Raw genomic sequence first — 15,313 nt, 5'->3', positions numbered from 1 at the left:
GACGGCCGACGGGTCTCAGCCGACGGCGGCCGTGACGTCGACGTCGACCAGCACGTGGTCGCCGTCGAGGGTCACCGGGTAGACCGGCACGGGCTGGGTGGCCGGCAGGCTGAGCGGCCGGCCGGTGGCGAGGTCGAAGGTGGACCCGTGCAGCCAGCACTCGATGGTCCGGCCCTCCACCTCGCCGTCGGACAGGCTGACCTGCCCGTGCGAGCAGACGTCGGAGATGGCGTGGTAGTCCCCCTCCTCGTCCCGGACGACGGCGACCGGCAGCGGGGCGCCGTCGGGCCCGTCGAGCTCCAGGCGCAGCGCCTCCCCGGGATCGAGGTCGGTCAGGTCGCAGGCGTGCTGGGCGGTCATCCGGCGGCCGCCATGGTCCGGTCCAGCTCCTCCTCGATCGCGGCCATCAGCCGGTCCTGGACGAGCGGGACGCCGATCTGGGCGATGAGCTCGGCGAAGAAGCCGCGCACGACGAGCCGGCGGGCGTCGGCCTCGGGGATGCCGCGCGAGCGCAGGTAGAACAGCTGCTCGTCGTCGAACCGGCCGGTGGCCGAGGCGTGCCCGGCGCCCTCGATCTCCCCTGTCTCGATCTCCAGGTTCGGCACCGAGTCGGCCCGAGCGCCCTCGGTCAGCACCAGGTTGCGGTTGAGCTCGTAGGTGTCGGTGCCCTCGGCCTCCTTGCGGATCAGGACGTCCCCGACCCACACCGCGTGCGCGTCGGTGCCCTGCAGGGCGCCCTTGTAGGTGGCCCGGGACCGGCAGGACTCCACCGCGTGGTCGACGAAGAGGCGGTGCTCCTGGTGCTGGCCGGCGTCGGTGAAGTACAGCCCGAGCAGCTCCACGTCGGCGCCGGGGGCGGTGAACGCGGCGTCGGTGGTGACCCGCACCGCGTCCCCGCCGAGGGTGACGACGATGTGCTTGAGGTGGGCGTCCCGGCCCAGCCGGACCCGGTGGGCGGCCAGGTGCACCGTCCCGGCCGCCCAGTCCTGGACGCTGACCAGGGTGAGGTGGGCGCCGTCACGGACGTCGACCTCCACGGTCTGGGCCACCTCGGCGGTGCCGGAGTGGTCCAGGACGACGAGGGACTCGGAGAGCTCCTCGGCGACGACGAGGAGGTGCTGGGCGGCGGGCGCCGCGGCGGTGGCCTCGTCGCCGTGGACGGCCAGGTAGGTGTGCCGCCCGCCGGCGTGCCCGCGGGGCACGGTCACCACGGTGGCCTCGCCGAAGGACTCCCAGGCGGCCGCGGCCGCCCGGTCCCCGGGGGCGCCGGCCACGCCCAGGCGCGGGTCGTCCCGGCCGACCCGCTCCACCCGCACGGCGTCGTCCTTCTGCACCGTCACGGTGGGGCCGGCGCCGGTCAGCCCGCTGGCGAAGATCCGCTGGAAGCGGTCCACCGGGGAGAAGCGCCAGTCCTCCTCCCGGCCGGTGGGCACGGGGAAGTCGGCGAGGGCGAAGGAGCTGCGCCGGTCGCCGCGCGAGCTCTCCGGGTGGGTCCCGGCGCCGTGGGCGTGGGCGCCGTCGGCGGTGGCGCGGGAGTGGTCGGTGGACAGGTTCTCGGTGGTGGCGGTCATCAGCCGACGGCCCCTTCCATCTGCAGCTCGATCAGGCGGTTCAGCTCGAGGGCGTACTCCATCGGGAGCTCGCGCGCGATGGGCTCGACGAAACCGCGCACGATCATCGCCATCGCCTCGGTCTCCGGCATGCCGCGGGACATGAGGTAGAAGAGCTGGTCCTCGCTCACCTTGGACACGGTGGCCTCGTGGCCCATCTCGACGTCGTCGACCCGGACGTCCACGTAGGGGTAGGTGTCCGAGCGGGAGACCTGGTCCACCAGCAGCGCGTCGCACAGCACGTTGGACTTGCTCTGCGCGGCGCCCTCGAGGACCTGCACCAGGCCCCGGTAGGAGGCCCGGCCCCCGCCCCGGGCGACCGACTTGGAGACGATCGAGGAGGAGGTGTGCGGGGCCAGGTGCACCATCTTGGAGCCGGTGTCCTGGTGCTGGCCCTCCCCGGCGAACGCGATGGAGAGCGTCTCGCCCTTGGCGTGCTCGCCCATGAGGTAGACCGCCGGGTACTTCATCGTCACCTTGGAGCCGATGTTGCCGTCGATCCACTCCATGGTGCCGCCGGCCTCGACGGTGGCCCGCTTGGTGACCAGGTTGTACACGTTGTTGGACCAGTTCTGGATGGTCGTGTACCGGACCCGGGCGTCCTTCTTGACGATGATCTCCACGACGGCGGAGTGCAGGGAGTCGGTCTTGTAGATCGGCGCCGTGCAGCCCTCGACGTAGTGCACGTAGGAGCCCTCGTCGGCGATGATCAGGGTCCGCTCGAACTGGCCCATGTTCTCCGTGTTGATCCGGAAGTAGGCCTGCAGCGGGATCTCCACGTGGACGCCCTTGGGGACGTAGACGAAGGAGCCGCCGGACCACACCGCGGTGTTCAGCGAGGCGAACTTGTTGTCCCCGGCCGGGATGACCGAGCCGAAGTACTCCTCGAAGATCTCCGGGTGCTCCTTCAGGCCGGTGTCGGTGTCGAGGAAGATGACGCCCTGGGCCTCCAGGTCCTCCCGGATCTGGTGGTAGACCACCTCGGACTCGTACTGCGCGGCGACCCCGGCGACCAGGCGCTGCTTCTCGGCCTCCGGGATGCCCAGCCGGTCGTAGGTGTTCTTGATGTCCTCGGGCAGCTCCTCCCAGCTGGTGGCCTGCTTCTCGGTGGAGCGCACGAAGTACTTGATGTTGTCGAAGTCGATGTCCGACAGGTCCGCGCCCCAGCCCGGCATGGGCTTCTTCTCGAAGAGGCTCAGCGCCTTGAGGCGGCGCTTGGTCATCCACTCCGGCTCGTCCTTCAGCGCGGAGATGTTGCGGACCACCTCGGCGTCCAGGCCGCGGCGGGCCATCGCCCCGGCGTCGTCGGCGTCGTGCCAGCCGAACCGGTAGTTGCCGATCGAGGCGATGGTCTCGTCCTGGGTCATGGGCGCGCCGGGCGCCATGGCCTCCTGCTGGGTAGATGTCATCGGTTTCCTTCCGTGGCGCCGGGGGTCGGCGCGGTCGTGCGGTCGGGGGCGGTCCGGTGGGTGGGGGCGGGGCGGTCGGGGCCGGGCGGGCCGGTGCCCGCCGCCGCCGGGCGGGTGGGCCCGGCGGCCGCCGGGGCGGCGGGGGCCGCCCGGGTGGACGGGGCCGCGCGCCCGGGCGGGGCGCCCGGGGCCGCCCGGGTCGGGACGGCCGGCACGGCGAGCGGGACGTGGGTGGTGCACACGTGCCCGCCGCCGGCCAGGGTAGCGAGGCGCTGGACGTGCACGCCGAGCAGCCGGGAGAACGCGCTGGTCTCCGCCTCGCACAGCTGGGGGAACCGCTCGGCCACGTCCTGCACCGGGCAGTTCCCCTGGCACAGCTGCAGGGCGATGCCCTGGCTGCCGATCGTGCGGGTGGTGGCGGCGTAGCCGTCGGCGGTGAGCGCCTCGGCCAGGGCCCGGACCCGGGCGGAGCGGTCCGGCCCGACGCCGGCCAGCAGCGCGGCGTACCGCTTCTCCAGCTCCCCGACGCGGGCGCGGGCGAAGGCGTCGAGCGCGTCCGGCCCGGCGGCGTCGGCGAGGAACTGCAGGGCCTGGGTGGCCAGGTCGGAGTAGGCGTCCCGGAGGACCGCCCGGCCGGCGTCGGTGGCGACGTAGTGGCGGGCGGGCCGGCCCCGGCGGCGCAGGCCCGGTCCGGCGGGGGCGTGCACGACGATCTGCCCGTGGTCCTGCAGGTGGGCGATGTGCCGCCGCACCGCGGCCGGGGTCAGCTCCAGCACCTGGGCGAGGGTGGCGGCGCTCACCGGGCCCTGCTCGACGACGAGCTCGAGGACCCGCTCGCGCGTGGTCACCTCGCCGTCGACGAGGCTGTCCGGAGCGGGCATGGGCAGACCTCCTCGCCGGTGTCGTGGGGCACGGCCGGGGTGGCCGACCAATAGGAAACATTGTCCTTCCTTAAATGGCGGGGTGCAAGGAAGGCGAGCCTCACCCCGGCCGGTGTGACCGGTGCCACGCCGGTGCGGGCCGGGTCTGCGCCCCGGTCGCGCCGGCCGCCACCCGGGCGACCGCGTGCGCGAGGCGACCTACGCTGGTGCGGTGCCCGTCCCCGAGGCCGACCCGCGCGCGCCGGTCGGCACCGACCCCCGCCCGCGGCCGGCCACCGCGACCGCTGCGCCGGTGCCGGCGCTGGCCGTGCGCGACCTGCGCAAGTCCTACGGCGGCCGGGAGGTGGTCCGGGGGCTGAGCCTGACCGCGGCCCCGGGCGCCGTCACCGCCGTGCTCGGCCCGAACGGCGCCGGCAAGACGACGACCATCGAGTGCTGCGAGGGGCTGCGGCGCCCGGACGGCGGCACCGTCGAGGTCCTCGGCGTGGACCGGTCCGCGCGGCGGGCCGACGCCGCGCTCCGGGCCCGGGTCGGGGTCATGCTGCAGGACGGCGGGCTGCCGCTGGCCCCGCGCGCTGGCGCCGTGCTCGCCCACGTCGCCCGGCTGCACGCCGACCCGGGGGACCCGGCGGCGCTGCTCGCGCGGCTGGGGCTGGAGGAGGTCGCGCGGACCGCGGTGCGCCGGCTCTCCGGCGGGCAGCGCCAGCGGCTGGCGCTGGCGGCCGCCGTCGTCGGGCGGCCCGAGCTGGTCTTCCTCGACGAGCCGTCCGCCGGGCTGGACCCGCAGGCCCGCCTGGTCGTGTGGGACCTGCTGCGCGAGCTGCGGGCCGGCGGCACCTCGGTCGTGCTGACCACCCACCTGATGGCCGAGGCGGAGGAGCTGGCCGACCACGTGGTCGTCATCGACGCCGGCCGGGTCGTGGCCGAGGGCAGCCCCGCCGAGCTCACCGGGCCGGCCGAGCTGCGGGTGACGCCGGCCCCGCCCGACACCGTGGCGGCGGTCGCCGCCGCCCTGGTCCCGGCCCTGGCCGGTGACCCGCGGCTGGCCGTGCAGGCGGCCGGCGCGTGGGTGACGGTGACCGGCGCGGCCGACGCCGGCGCGCTCGCCGCCGTGGCGACCGCGCTGGCCGCCGCCGGCCGCCCGGCGGCGACCGTGGCCGTCCACCGCCGCACCCTGGAGGACGCCTTCCTGGACCTGACCGGGCGCCCGCTGCGCCCCGAGGAGCAGCCATGACGGCCGACGTCGGCCGGCCCGGCGGCACCCTCGGCCCCGGCAACCCCGCCCCCGGTACGGGCGGCCCCGGGACGGGCGGCACTGGTACGGGCGGCCGCGGGGCGGGCGGCCGCGGGGCGGGCGGCCCCGGGACGGTCCGCGGCGGGGCCGCGGGCGCGGCCCGGCGGGTGCTGGCCCAGACCCGGTTCGAGACCGCCGCCGTGCTCCGCAACGGGGAGCAGCTGCTGCTCACCCTCGTGCTCCCGGTGCTCGCCCTGGTGGTGCTGCTGCGCACCGAGGTGGTGCCGCTGCCGGAGCCCCGGCCGGCGGCCGCGGTGGCGAGCGCCCTGGCGCTGGCGGTCGCCGCCCAGCTCACCTCCCAGGCGATCGCCCTCGCCTTCGACCGCCGGTGGGGGGTGCTGCGGATGCTCGCCACCACCCCGCTGGGCCCGCGCGGCCTGCTGGCCGGGCGGCTCGGCGCGGTGCTGTGCGTGGTGGTGGTCCAGGTCCTCGTGCTCCTGGCCGTCGCCGCGGCCCTCGGCTGGCGGCCGGCCGGCGGGCTCGCCGTCGGTGCCGCGGCGGGCGGGGCGGTGCTGGTGCTGCTCGGCACGGCGGCCTTCGTGGCCCTGGCGATGCTGCTCGGCGGGACGCTCCGGGCCGAGGCGGTGCTCGCCGTCGCGAACCTGCTGTGGATCCTGCTGGCCGGCGGCGGCGGCCTGCTCCTCCCGCTGGCCGCCCTGCCGGCTCCGGTCGCCGCCGTCGCCTCCTTCCTGCCCTCCGGCGCGCTCGGCGAGGGCCTGCGCACCCTGGCCGTGACCGGCCGGCTCGACCTCGGCGCGGTCGCCGTCCTGCTGGTCTGGACGGTGGTGGCCGGCTGGCTGGCGGCGCGGCTGTTCCGGTGGGACTGAGCCGCGGCCGGCGGCCGGGCCGGGGCGCCGCCGCGGCGGACCGGTGCCCCCGTACCCTGGTGCGGTGAGCACCGCGACCGACCCCCGCCGCCGCACCGGGACTGCCGGGCGCGGCACCCCCGCCGGGACTGCCGGACCCGGCGGCCCGGCCCGCCCCGGCCGCCCGACGGGCGGCCGGGTGGACCGGCTCACCTGGGGGCTGGCCGTGGCCAACCTCCTCGCGCAGGTCGCCATCGTCGTCACCGGCGGCGCGGTCCGGCTGACCGGGTCCGGCCTGGGCTGCTCCACCTGGCCGATGTGCGAGCCGGGCTCGTTCACCCCGGTGCTGCACGAGGCGACGACGATCCACCCGTTCATCGAGTTCGGCAACCGGACGATGACCGGGGTGCTCAGCGTCGTCGCCGTCGCCCTGCTCTGGGCGCTCTACCGGCGTGAGCCGACGGCGTCCCGGCCGCCAGGCGTGCGCCGCCTGGCGTGGTTCGTGCTGGCGGGCATCGCGCTGCAGGCGGTCATCGGCGGCATCACCGTCTGGTACGACCTGCACCCGGCGATCGTCGGGTCGCACATGCTCATCTCCCTCGCGCTGGTCGCCGTCTCGGCGTACCTGCTGGTGCGGCTCCGCGCCGGCGACGGGCCGGCCGTCCCGCTGCTGACCGGCCCCGCGCGGGCCCTGCCGTGGCTGCTGGCCGCCGCGGCCGCCGTCGTCGTCGCCCTCGGCACCGTGGTGACCGGCACCGGCCCGCACTCCGGGGACGAGGACCAGGGCTTCCGCTACGCGCTCGACCCGCTGGTCGTCACCAGGGCGCACGCGTCGGCGGTGTGGCTGTTCGTGCTCGTGGTCGTGGCCGGGCTGGTGGTGCTGCACCGGCGCCGGGTGCCGGGCGGCGTCCGGCGGGCCTGGTGGGCGCTGGTCGCGGTCACCGCGGTGGAGGGCGTGATCGGCTACGTCCAGTACTTCACCGGCCTGCCCGAGGTGCTGGTGGGCCTGCACATGCTCGGCGCCGCGCTGCTGGTCACCGCCGCGACGTTCGCCTGCGGGGCGCTGTACGCCCGCGCGGACGCCCCGGCCCCGGCGGCGGCCGGCGTCTAGCGCGGCCACCGAGGTCCCGGCAGCGAACGAGCCGCGTCCAGCCGACGAGGACGCCGTCGCGCGGGCGCCGACGCGCCCGGGCGCCGGGCCGGAGGGCGTGGGCGTGGGCGTGGAGCCTCAGGGGCGGCGCAGGTCGATCTCCCGCAGCGGGTCGCCACCGTCGGCGAAGAGCCGGCCCCGAGGGGTGAGCGCGGCGGCGATGCGTCGGCTCGCGGCAGGCCCCGCCTCCGGGTGCCGTCCGTCGAGCGCGCCGACCCGGATCGCGAACGCCAGGTCGAACGGTTCCTCGGACGGCAGCAGCGCGAAGTCCTCCGCGGCGACGTGCCGCACGCTGAGCCGGCCGGAGGCGATCTCGTCGGCCGCGTTCCGCTCGACCTGCGCGACCCCCGCCGCGGACCGGTCGATGACCAGGATGTGGCCGGTCCCGATGCGTCGCGCGACCGCCCTCGCCGCGGCGCCCGGCGCCCCGCCGATCTCCAGCACCCGGATCCCCGGGTGCAGCGGCAGGGCGTCGACGACGGCGGCGAGGCGTGCGGACAGCGAACTCGCGGCGGTGCCTCCTCACGCGCCGGTCGGCGAGGCTCCGGCGCAGCGCCGGCGCAGCGCCGCGGACGTCCGGCTGCTGCCGAGGAAGCTCGAGACCCTGGTGAGAGAGTAGAGGCTCAGCGCAGCCAGGGGGCCTGCACCGGCCGCAGCGGGGCCCAGCCCCGGTCCCGGGCGCTGGCCGCGGCGAGGATCCCGACGACGGCCGAGGGGTTGTGCAGCCGGCCGGCGTGCACGGCGGTGACCGCCTCCGTCAGGTCCAGCCACGCGGCGGCCATGTCCCGCTCCTCGTCGACCCGGGCGTACCGGTCCGCCGTCGGCACCTCGGCGAGGTCGCGGGCGAGGTAGACCCGCAGGGACTCGTCCGACCCGCCGGGGCTGGTGAAGTAGTCGACCAGGACGTCCCACCGCCCGGCGGTCAGGTCGGCCTCCTCGCGCAGCTCGCGGCGGGCGGCGTCGAGCGGGTCCTCCCCCGGCTGGTCCAGCAGCCCGGCGGGGACCTCCCAGAGCAGGGCGCGGACGGGGTGGCGGTACTGCCGCAGCAGGAGCACCTCCTCGGCGCCGGGGTCGCCGCGCAGGGCGACGACGGCGACCGCGCCGGGGTGGTCGAGGTACTCCCGGGTCACCGGCGCCTCGTCGTCGGTGCCCAGCCGGACGTCCTCGGTGACGAGGTCGAAGACCCGGCCGGGGTGCAGCAGGGTGTGGGCCAGGACCGGGCGGGAGGGGTCCTTGGTGTCGGCGACGCCGTCGGCGGTCACGAGGTCTGGCCGGCCGGCAGGCTGACGGCGGTGTGCGGCTCGGGCTCCTGCTCGTCGGGCACCGGCTCGTCCACCTCGAGCAGCCGGGTGGCGCGCTGCCGGGCCAGCGCGGCCCCGACCAGCCCGGCGAAGAGCGGGTGGGCGCGGGTGGGCCGGGACTTGAACTCCGGGTGCGCCTGGGTGGCGACGTAGTAGGGGTGCATGCTGCGGTCGAGCTCGACGAACTCCACCAGCGCGGAGTCCGGGGACCGGCCGGAGATCTTCAGCCCGGCGGCGTCGAGGGCGTCGCGGTAGGCGTTGTTGACCTCGTAGCGGTGCCGGTGCCGCTCGCTGACGTGCTCGCTGCCGTAGACCTCGGCGGCCAGCGAGCCGGGCTCGAGGACCGCCTCGTACCGGCCCAGCCGCATGGTGCCGCCCAGGTCGCCCTCGCCGCCGACGATGGCGAGCTGCTCCTCCATGGTGGCCACCACCGGGTCGGGGGTGGCCGGGTCGAACTCGGTGGAGCTGGCGCGCTCCAGCCCGAGGAGGTTGCGGGCGGCCTCGATGACCATGCACTGCAGGCCCAGGCAGATGCCCAGGGTGGGGATCTCCTGCTCGCGGGCGTGCCGCAGCGCGCCGAGCTTGCCCTCGATGCCGCGGACGCCGAACCCGCCGGGGACCAGGACGGCGTCGACGTCGGCGAGGGAGCGGCGGGCACCGTCGGGGGTCTCGCAGGTGTCGGCGGCGACCCAGCGGATCTTGACCTCGGCGCGGTGGTGGAACCCGCCGGCGCGCAGGGCCTCGATGACCGAGAGGTAGGCGTCGGGCAGGTCGATGTACTTGCCGACCAGGGCCACCTCGACGGTGTCGCGCGGGTGGCGCACCCGCTCGAGCAGCCGGTCCCAGACGGTCCAGTTCACGTCCCGGAAGCTCAGCGCGAGGCGGCGCACGACGTAGGCGTCCAGGCCCTCGCGGTGCAGGACGGCGGGGATCTCGTAGATGCTCGGGGCGTCGGGGCAGGTGACGACGGCCTCGCGGTCGACGTCGCACATGAGGGCGATCTTGTTCTTCACGCCCTCGGGCAGGTCGCGGTCGCTGCGGCAGACGACGGCGTCGGGCTGGATGCCGATGGACCGCAGCTCGGCGACCGAGTGCTGGGTGGGCTTGGTCTTCAGCTCCCCGCTGGCGGCCAGGTAGGGCACCAGGGAGACGTGCAGGAAGAAGACGTTCTCCCGGCCGATGTCCTGACGGACCTGGCGGGCGGCCTCGAGGAAGGGCAGGGACTCGATGTCCCCGACCGTGCCGCCGATCTCGGAGATGATGACGTCCGGCGGCTCCTCCCCGTCCGCGGGGGTGGCCTGGGCCCGCATCCGGGCCTTGATCTCGTCGGTGATGTGCGGAATGACCTGGACGGTGTCCCCGAGGTACTCCCCGCGGCGCTCCTTGGCGATGACGGTGGAGTAGACCTGCCCGGTGGTGGCGTTGGCCTTGCCGGAGAGCTCGACGTCGAGGAACCGCTCGTAGTGGCCGATGTCCAGGTCGGTCTCGGTGCCGTCGTCGGTGACGAAGACCTCGCCGTGCTGGAACGGGTTCATCGTCCCGGGGTCGACGTTGAGGTACGGGTCGAGCTTCTGCATGACCACCCGCAGGCCGCGGGCGCGGAGCAGGTGGCCGAGGCTGGAGGCCGTCAGCCCCTTGCCGAGGGAGGACGCGACACCGCCGGTGACGAAGATCTGGCGGGGGGTGCTGGCCTGGTTCCCGGGCAGCCGGGCGGGATGGTTGACCACGGACTTCGAGGCTAGCATCCGGGCTCCGCCGGCGGGAACCAGCTCCGCCGGCGGCGTAGCCGCGGCGGCGCCCCGCTCAGGCCGCGTAGACCCGGCGCAGCTGGGCCAGGACGTCGGCACCGGTGGGCAGCTCGGCGGCGCGGGCGCGGGCGGCCGCGGCCAGCGCGGCCCGGCGGGCGCCGTCGGCGAGGACCGTCCGGACCGCCTCGGCCAGCGCCGCCGGCTCCCCGCCCGGGACCAGGACGGCGGCGTCGCCGGTGACCTCCCGGGTGCCGCCGACGTCGGTGGCGACGACCGGCGCCCCCAGGGCCAGGGCCTCCTGGAGCCAGAGCGGCTGGCCCTCCCAGGCGGCGGTGGAGACCACGACGTCGGCGGCGGCGAGGAGGTCCGGGACGTCCTCGCGGCGGCCGGCCAGGTGCACCGGGAGCCCGGCCACCGCCGCCGCGGTCCGGTCCCGCAGCGGCCCGTCGCCGACCACCACCCACCGCCAGGGCGGCGCGGCGGCGGCGTGCCGGCCCGGTGCGGGCCCGTCGGCGAGCAGCCGGGCGGTGGCGGCCAGCAGGTCCAGGCCCTTCTGCGGGGCGAGCCGGGCGACGGTGAGGACCAGCCGCTCCCCGTCCTGCGCGCCCAGGCCGCGCCGGGCCGCGGCCGGGTCGGTCGTGGCCGGGCGGCGCGGTGCGGGGACCAGCGCCCGCTCCACCCGGCGGGCGCCCAGGCGCCGCAGCCGGTCCGCGATGTCCCCGCTGACCGCCAGGACGGCGTCGGCCCGGCGGGCCACCACCCGCTCGAGGACGGCCGCGACCGCCCGGACCCGGGGGCCGCCGACCGGCAGGTTGTGCAGGGTGACCACCAGCCGCGGGCGGCGGGGCAGGGTGGCCAGGGCGGCCGCGGCGAGCGCGCCGGCGCGCAGGCCGTGGGCGTGGACGACGTCGGCCCGGCGGGCCAGCGACCGGGTGCGGGCGAGGGCTCGGGCGTCGGCCGGGCGGGGCCGGTCGGCCAGGTCCACCACGGCGGTCCGCACCTGGTGGGTCCCGGGCCCGGACTCCTCGGCCAGCGGGGCGAGGACGTCGGCCGGGCCGGCGAGGACGACCCGGTCGGCGCGCTGCCCGGGCGCGGGCAGGGTCCCGAGCCGCCGGTCACCGGCGGCGAGCAGGACGCTGACCTCCCGCACGTGCCGGGCAACGCCCCCGGCGCTGGACCCGGTCAGCTGCAGCACCCGCATGCCTGCCTCGTCTCCTCGGTGGTCCCCCAGTATGGCTCAGCGGCGGGTGGTATCCCCGTCCTCGCCGGCCGGGCCTGGCCGCCGGGCGGCGGCGTCCCCCTCGCCCGGCGGGCCGGGCCGCCGTCCCACCCGGGCGTCGTCCGCGGCGGGCAGACCGGGCCGTGCCTCCGCCGGTGCGCCCCTGTCGGACGGGCCGTCCCTCTCGGTCGCCGGGCCGGGCCGCCCCTCCCCCGCGCCGCCGCCGTCCTCGGTCGCCCAGCCTCGGACCCGCAGAGTGGTCCGGTCCGCGGCGGCCACCGCCAGGGCCACCGCCGCGGCGGTGACGACGGCGCCGGGCACGGCCGCGAGGACCGCCCCGCCCAGCCCGGTGCCGGCGGCGCCGAGGACGGCGCCCACCACCCACCGGCCGGCGGCGGCGCCGAGGACCGCGCCGGCCCCGGCGACGGCCAGGGTGCGGGCCAGCCCGGCGAGCACCCCGGCCCCGGCGGCCCGGCGCAGGGCGGCCAGGAGCAGGATCCCGGCCACCGTCATGCCCACGCTCGAGCCCACCGCCAGGGCGACCAGGGTGGCCGGGCCGTCCGCGCCGTCGCCGGCCAGGGCCTGCGCGCCGGCCCAGGAGGCGAGGGAGACGGCCGCCCACCCGGTCGCCGTCGCCAGCACCGCGGCGCGGCCCTGGTCGACGGCGTACAGCGCCCGGGTGAGGTGGAAGACCAGGGCGTACCCCACGACGCCGGGCGCGAACCAGGTGATGGCGGCGGTCATCCCGGCCATGTCGGCCCGCAGCGAGAACACGGCGGTGGCGGCCGGGGCGACGGCGACCAGCAGCGCCCCGCCGAGGAGCGCGGCGGCGACCACCAGGCGGGTGGAGCCGGCGGCCATGGCCGCGAAGCCCGGCCGGTCCCCGGTGCCGGCCCGCTCGGACAGCCGCGGGAAGACGGCGGTGGACAGCGGCACGGCGAGGACGGCGTAGGGCAGGAAGTACACCGCCTGGGCGTAGCGGTAGACGTTGATGGTGCCCGTCCCGCCGTAGGTGTTGGCCAGGTAGAGCACCACCAGGACGCTGACCTGCTGGGCGAGCAGGGCGCCCAGCCCGGCGGCAGCCAGCCGCCCGGCCCGGCGCGCCACCCCGGGCGGGAAGCGCAGCGCGGGGCGCAGGGCGGTGCCGGTGCGCAGCGCCGGGACCAGCTGGCACAGGCTCATCGCGGCGACCCCGGCGGTGGTGCCCCAGGCGAGCCAGGCGACGGCGGCGCCGGGCAGCGCCGCCGGGTCGTCCTGCCGGCCCGCGGCGAGCACGCCGAACGCCACGTAGGCGCCGATCACGACCACCGAGGAGAGCAACGGCGCCAGGGCCGGCCAGAGGAACCGCTGGTGGGCCTGGAGGACCCCGGAGAGGACCACCCCGACGCCGTAGAGCGGGACCTGCAGGGCGAAGACCCGCAGGAACGTCTCGGCCAGGGCGCGCTGGGCGGGGTCGGCGCCGGCGGGCAGGAGCAGCCCGGCGACCGGCCCGGCGAGCAGCGCCACCAGGGCGGCGAGCGGGAGCAGGACGAGCAGCGTCCAGCCGAGCAGCGCCGAGGCGGTCCGGCTCGCCTCGGCGCGCAGGTGCCGGGCCAGCGGCACGGCGAGCAGCGGGACGACGGCGCCGGCCAGCGCCCCGCCGGCGGCCACCTCGAACAGCACGTTGGGGATGGTGTTGGCGGTCTCGTAGGCCGTGCCGGCGCTGGTGGCGCCCAGGGTCCAGGACTGCACCAGCCAGCGGACGAACCCCACCGCGCGGGAGGCCAGGGTGAGGACGGCGATGAGCCCCGCGGCGCCGAGGACGCCGCCGAGCGCGCGGCGGGTGGCCACGGCGGTCAGCGCCGCCGGCCGAGCCGGTCCGCGGCCCGCAGCGCCGGGACGGCGTCGATCACCCGGGAGAAGCTCACCCGCTCGCTCAGCAGGGTCAGCGCGACGACGCCGGTCAGCGCGGCGCCGCGCAGCGCGGCGGAGGGGTGGGCGGCCAGCGCGACGCCGACCAGGGTCCCGACGGCGTTGGCGCCGGTGTCGCCGAGCATGGTCCGCTCGGCGAGGTCGGCGGGCAGCGCGGCGGCGGCGACGCCGGCCGCGGTCGCGGCGACGGCGGACGGGGCCGACCCGGGCCGGGCCAGGGCGAGCGGGACGCTCAGGGCGGTGGCGACCTTCAGGGTGCGGCCGGGGCGCAGGTCGAAGAGGTTGTGCAGGTTGGCGGTGCCGGCGACCAGGGCGCCGCCGGCCAGCACCGCACCGGCCCGGGCGGGCGTCGTCACGGCGGCCCGGCCGGGCGTCGTCGCCGGGGTGACGACGGCGGCCGCGGCCAGCGACGCGGCGCCGATGCCGACCAGCTTCAGCGCGCCGGTGGTGACCTGCCCGCGGGCGAGGGCGCCGAGGTGGCCGCGCAGGCCCTTGGCGGCGCCGGCGGGGTCTTCGGTGAGGTCGTCCAGCAGCCCGAGCGCCCCGCTGGCGGCGGCGGCGAGGGCGGCGGCGGTGGCCACCCGGGGCACGTCTGCCGGCCCGGGCCCGGCCGGGGGGCGGTCCGGGCGGCCGCCGCCCTGCCCGGCGCTCAGGGCCGCGGTGGCCAGGGCGCCGAGCACCGTGCCGGCCGCCGCGGCGGCCCCGCCGAGCAAGGAGACCTGCCGGCCGGCGTAGTTGGTCCGCTCCCACCGGGCCCGGCCGAGCGGCGGCCGGGCCGCCAGCGCGGCGCCGGCCAGGGCGGTGGCCCCGGCACCGGCGAGGGCCGGGGCGAGGACGTCGCGGGGGCGGCTCATGCCGCCTCGTCGACGGGGTCGGCCTCCTCGCCCCCGGCCTCGGTGGCGGCCTGGTCGGCGCTGCCCGCGCCGTCGCCGGCGGCGTCCGTCGGGCCGGCCTCCGCCGTGGCGGCCTCCGCGGCGGGGTCCGCGGGCTCCGCCGTCGGCTCCTCGGGCCGGTCGAGCTCGACCCGGGGCGGCACCGCCACCTCCGCCCCGGTGGCGAACCCGAAGGCGTCGTGGCCGCCGGAGAGGGCGACGGCGAGGGCGAGCGGGGCGGAGATGCCGGCGGTGGCCTCGCCGACCGAGTCCACCGTGGTCACGCTGCCGCCGGCCGCGTCGTCGGCCCGGACGGCGGTGACCAGGTCCCGGTCGCTGGCGGCGGCCCCGACGGTGGCGGACCCGGTGGTCCGGGCCAGGGCCTCGGCGAGGCGCACCTGCGCCGCGAGCACCGCGGCCTCGGCGTCGGCCTCGGCCGTCTCCTCCTCCGCCGCGTCCGGCTCCTCGGCCGGCCGCGGGCCCACCAGGAGCGTGCCGTGGGCGGCCGCGGAGGGCTCGGTGGTCACCGTGACCAGCGGGTCGTCGGTGGAGGTGAGCAGGTCCAGCAGGGTGGTGGCCGCGTCGCTGGGGGCGCCGTCGGCACCGGCGCCGGTCAGCGCCTGCGCCAGGGCGTACCCGAAGATGCTCTCCGTGCCGGCGTCCGCGGCCGGGGCCGGGTCGAGGTAGCCGAGGAGCTGGGTGGCGAAGGTCTGCCGGAAGGAGGCGGTCTCCGGGTCGGCCCAGGCGTCGGTGACGGCGACCTCGGCGACGAGCCTGGGCGCCGGCCTGGGACAGCCGCTCCCGGACGGTCTCCACGTCCTCCCCGTCGGTGCCGGGCAGGGTGACCAGGGCCACCCGCTGGCCGGTCAGCGCCCCGTCCAGCAGCACCGGCGCCGACTCCTCCAGGTAGGCGGTCCGCTCGGCGACCTCCAGGCCGGTGGCCTCGAGCTCCCCGCGCAGCCGCTCCCGGTCCGCGCGCAGGTCCTGCACCTGGCCGGTGAGGGTGTCGCCGATGGTGTCCCGCAGCGGGCCGGCGCCCAGCACGATGCCCACCGCCAGGGCGAGGAACACCGCGATGAGGGAGACGAGGTGGTAACGGAAGTCGATCATGC

The 15,313-nt window shown here is 77.6% G+C and carries 13 protein-coding genes and 2 pseudogenes; 3 read left to right on the top strand and 12 right to left on the bottom strand.

What is annotated here, in order from left to right; all coding sequences use genetic code 11:
- Positions 1 to 15: 15 nt before the first annotated feature.
- The 4 genes from MF406_RS07515 to MF406_RS07500 all read right to left on the bottom strand — a co-directional run bounded on the left by MF406_RS07515 (position 16) and on the right by MF406_RS07500 (position 3,900).
- A complete protein-coding gene (locus tag MF406_RS07515; RefSeq protein ID WP_242897335.1) occupies positions 16 to 360 on the bottom strand; it encodes a non-heme iron oxygenase ferredoxin subunit in 345 nt (114 codons plus the stop codon).
- Positions 357 to 1,571 (bottom strand): Fe-S cluster assembly protein SufD, encoded by a 1,215-nt coding sequence (gene sufD, locus MF406_RS07510; protein WP_242897333.1) that lies wholly within the window; start codon positions 1,569 to 1,571, stop codon positions 357 to 359. Before sufD ends, MF406_RS07515 begins: the two co-directional genes overlap by 4 nt.
- The gene (sufB, locus tag MF406_RS07505) at positions 1,571 to 2,902 is read right to left on the bottom strand and encodes a Fe-S cluster assembly protein SufB (protein ID WP_371744656.1); all 1,332 of its coding nucleotides are present in this window, start codon (positions 2,900 to 2,902) and stop codon (positions 1,571 to 1,573) included. The genes sufD and sufB overlap by 1 nt, the downstream gene beginning before the upstream one ends.
- Before the next feature lie 113 nt (positions 2,903 to 3,015).
- On the bottom strand, positions 3,016 to 3,900 hold the full coding sequence (locus MF406_RS07500) for a metalloregulator ArsR/SmtB family transcription factor (protein WP_242897330.1): 885 nt from the start codon (positions 3,898 to 3,900) through the stop codon (positions 3,016 to 3,018).
- A 211-nt stretch (positions 3,901 to 4,111) separates the two neighbouring features.
- Here MF406_RS07500 and MF406_RS07495 point away from each other — a divergent pair, with 211 nt between their 5' ends.
- The 3 genes from MF406_RS07495 to MF406_RS07485 all read left to right on the top strand — a co-directional run bounded on the left by MF406_RS07495 (position 4,112) and on the right by MF406_RS07485 (position 7,111).
- On the top strand, positions 4,112 to 5,134 hold the full coding sequence (locus MF406_RS07495; RefSeq protein ID WP_371744630.1) for an ABC transporter ATP-binding protein: 1,023 nt from the start codon (positions 4,112 to 4,114) through the stop codon (positions 5,132 to 5,134).
- Positions 5,131 to 6,021 (top strand): ABC transporter permease, encoded by an 891-nt coding sequence (locus MF406_RS07490; RefSeq protein WP_242897329.1) that lies wholly within the window; start codon positions 5,131 to 5,133, stop codon positions 6,019 to 6,021. Before MF406_RS07495 ends, MF406_RS07490 begins: the two co-directional genes overlap by 4 nt.
- A 64-nt stretch (positions 6,022 to 6,085) precedes the next feature.
- Positions 6,086 to 7,111, top strand: coding sequence for a heme A synthase (locus MF406_RS07485; protein ID WP_242897328.1), 1,026 nt, complete (start codon positions 6,086 to 6,088; stop codon positions 7,109 to 7,111).
- Positions 7,112 to 7,228: 117 nt separating this feature from the next.
- On the opposite strand, the gene MF406_RS07480 is transcribed toward MF406_RS07485, so the two are convergent.
- The 8 genes and pseudogenes from MF406_RS07480 to MF406_RS19070 form a co-directional block, all read right to left on the bottom strand.
- Positions 7,229 to 7,594, bottom strand: a complete 366-nt coding sequence (locus MF406_RS07480; RefSeq protein WP_242897326.1) for a methyltransferase domain-containing protein — start codon at positions 7,592 to 7,594, stop codon at positions 7,229 to 7,231.
- A 179-nt stretch (positions 7,595 to 7,773) separates the two neighbouring features.
- Positions 7,774 to 8,412, bottom strand: a complete 639-nt coding sequence (locus MF406_RS07475; RefSeq protein WP_242897325.1) for an NUDIX hydrolase — start codon at positions 8,410 to 8,412, stop codon at positions 7,774 to 7,776.
- On the bottom strand, positions 8,409 to 10,196 hold the full coding sequence (locus MF406_RS07470) for a CTP synthase (protein WP_242897323.1): 1,788 nt from the start codon (positions 10,194 to 10,196) through the stop codon (positions 8,409 to 8,411). Before MF406_RS07470 ends, MF406_RS07475 begins: the two co-directional genes overlap by 4 nt.
- A gap of 58 nt (positions 10,197 to 10,254) precedes the next feature.
- Positions 10,255 to 11,400 (bottom strand): glycosyltransferase, encoded by a 1,146-nt coding sequence (locus MF406_RS07465; protein WP_242897321.1) that lies wholly within the window; start codon positions 11,398 to 11,400, stop codon positions 10,255 to 10,257.
- A 36-nt stretch (positions 11,401 to 11,436) separates the two neighbouring features.
- Positions 11,437 to 13,248: a murein biosynthesis integral membrane protein MurJ gene (murJ, locus tag MF406_RS07460; protein ID WP_242897320.1), complete on the bottom strand. Its 1,812-nt coding sequence runs from the start codon at positions 13,246 to 13,248 to the stop codon at positions 11,437 to 11,439.
- 5 nt (positions 13,249 to 13,253) lie between these two features.
- The gene (locus MF406_RS07455) at positions 13,254 to 14,183 is read right to left on the bottom strand and encodes a hypothetical protein (protein ID WP_242897319.1); all 930 of its coding nucleotides are present in this window, start codon (positions 14,181 to 14,183) and stop codon (positions 13,254 to 13,256) included.
- Positions 14,180 to 14,959 (bottom strand): annotated as a pseudogene (locus tag MF406_RS07450) (copper transporter); the annotation flags it as partial. The pseudogene MF406_RS07450 and the gene MF406_RS07455, both read right to left, overlap by 4 nt.
- Before the next feature lie 25 nt (positions 14,960 to 14,984).
- Positions 14,985 to 15,311 (bottom strand): annotated as a pseudogene (locus tag MF406_RS19070) (copper transporter); the annotation flags it as partial.
- Positions 15,312 to 15,313: the final 2 nt, after the last annotated feature.

It is taken from the genome of Georgenia sp. TF02-10 (assembly GCF_022759505.1).
Taxonomy (GTDB): domain Bacteria; phylum Actinomycetota; class Actinomycetes; order Actinomycetales; family Actinomycetaceae; genus TF02-10.
The sequence above is the reverse complement of the archived record's forward strand: the minus strand, read 5'-3'. Positions and strand labels throughout refer to the sequence as shown.

Coding starts and splice junctions, on each gene's coding strand:
- MF406_RS07515 (WP_242897335.1), bottom strand. CDS start 360: ATGACCGCCCAGCACGCCTGCGACCTGACCGACCTCGATCCCGGGGAG.
- sufD (WP_242897333.1), bottom strand. CDS start 1,571: ATGACCGCCACCACCGAGAACCTGTCCACCGACCACTCCCGCGCCACC.
- sufB (WP_371744656.1), bottom strand. CDS start 2,902: ATGGCCCGCCGCGGCCTGGACGCCGAGGTGGTCCGCAACATCTCCGCG.
- MF406_RS07500 (WP_242897330.1), bottom strand. CDS start 3,900: ATGCCCGCTCCGGACAGCCTCGTCGACGGCGAGGTGACCACGCGCGAG.
- MF406_RS07490 (WP_242897329.1), top strand. CDS start 5,131: ATGACGGCCGACGTCGGCCGGCCCGGCGGCACCCTCGGCCCCGGCAAC.
- MF406_RS07470 (WP_242897323.1), bottom strand. CDS start 10,196: ATGCTAGCCTCGAAGTCCGTGGTCAACCATCCCGCCCGGCTGCCCGGG.
- MF406_RS07465 (WP_242897321.1), bottom strand. CDS start 11,400: ATGCGGGTGCTGCAGCTGACCGGGTCCAGCGCCGGGGGCGTTGCCCGG.
- MF406_RS07455 (WP_242897319.1), bottom strand. CDS start 14,183: ATGAGCCGCCCCCGCGACGTCCTCGCCCCGGCCCTCGCCGGTGCCGGG.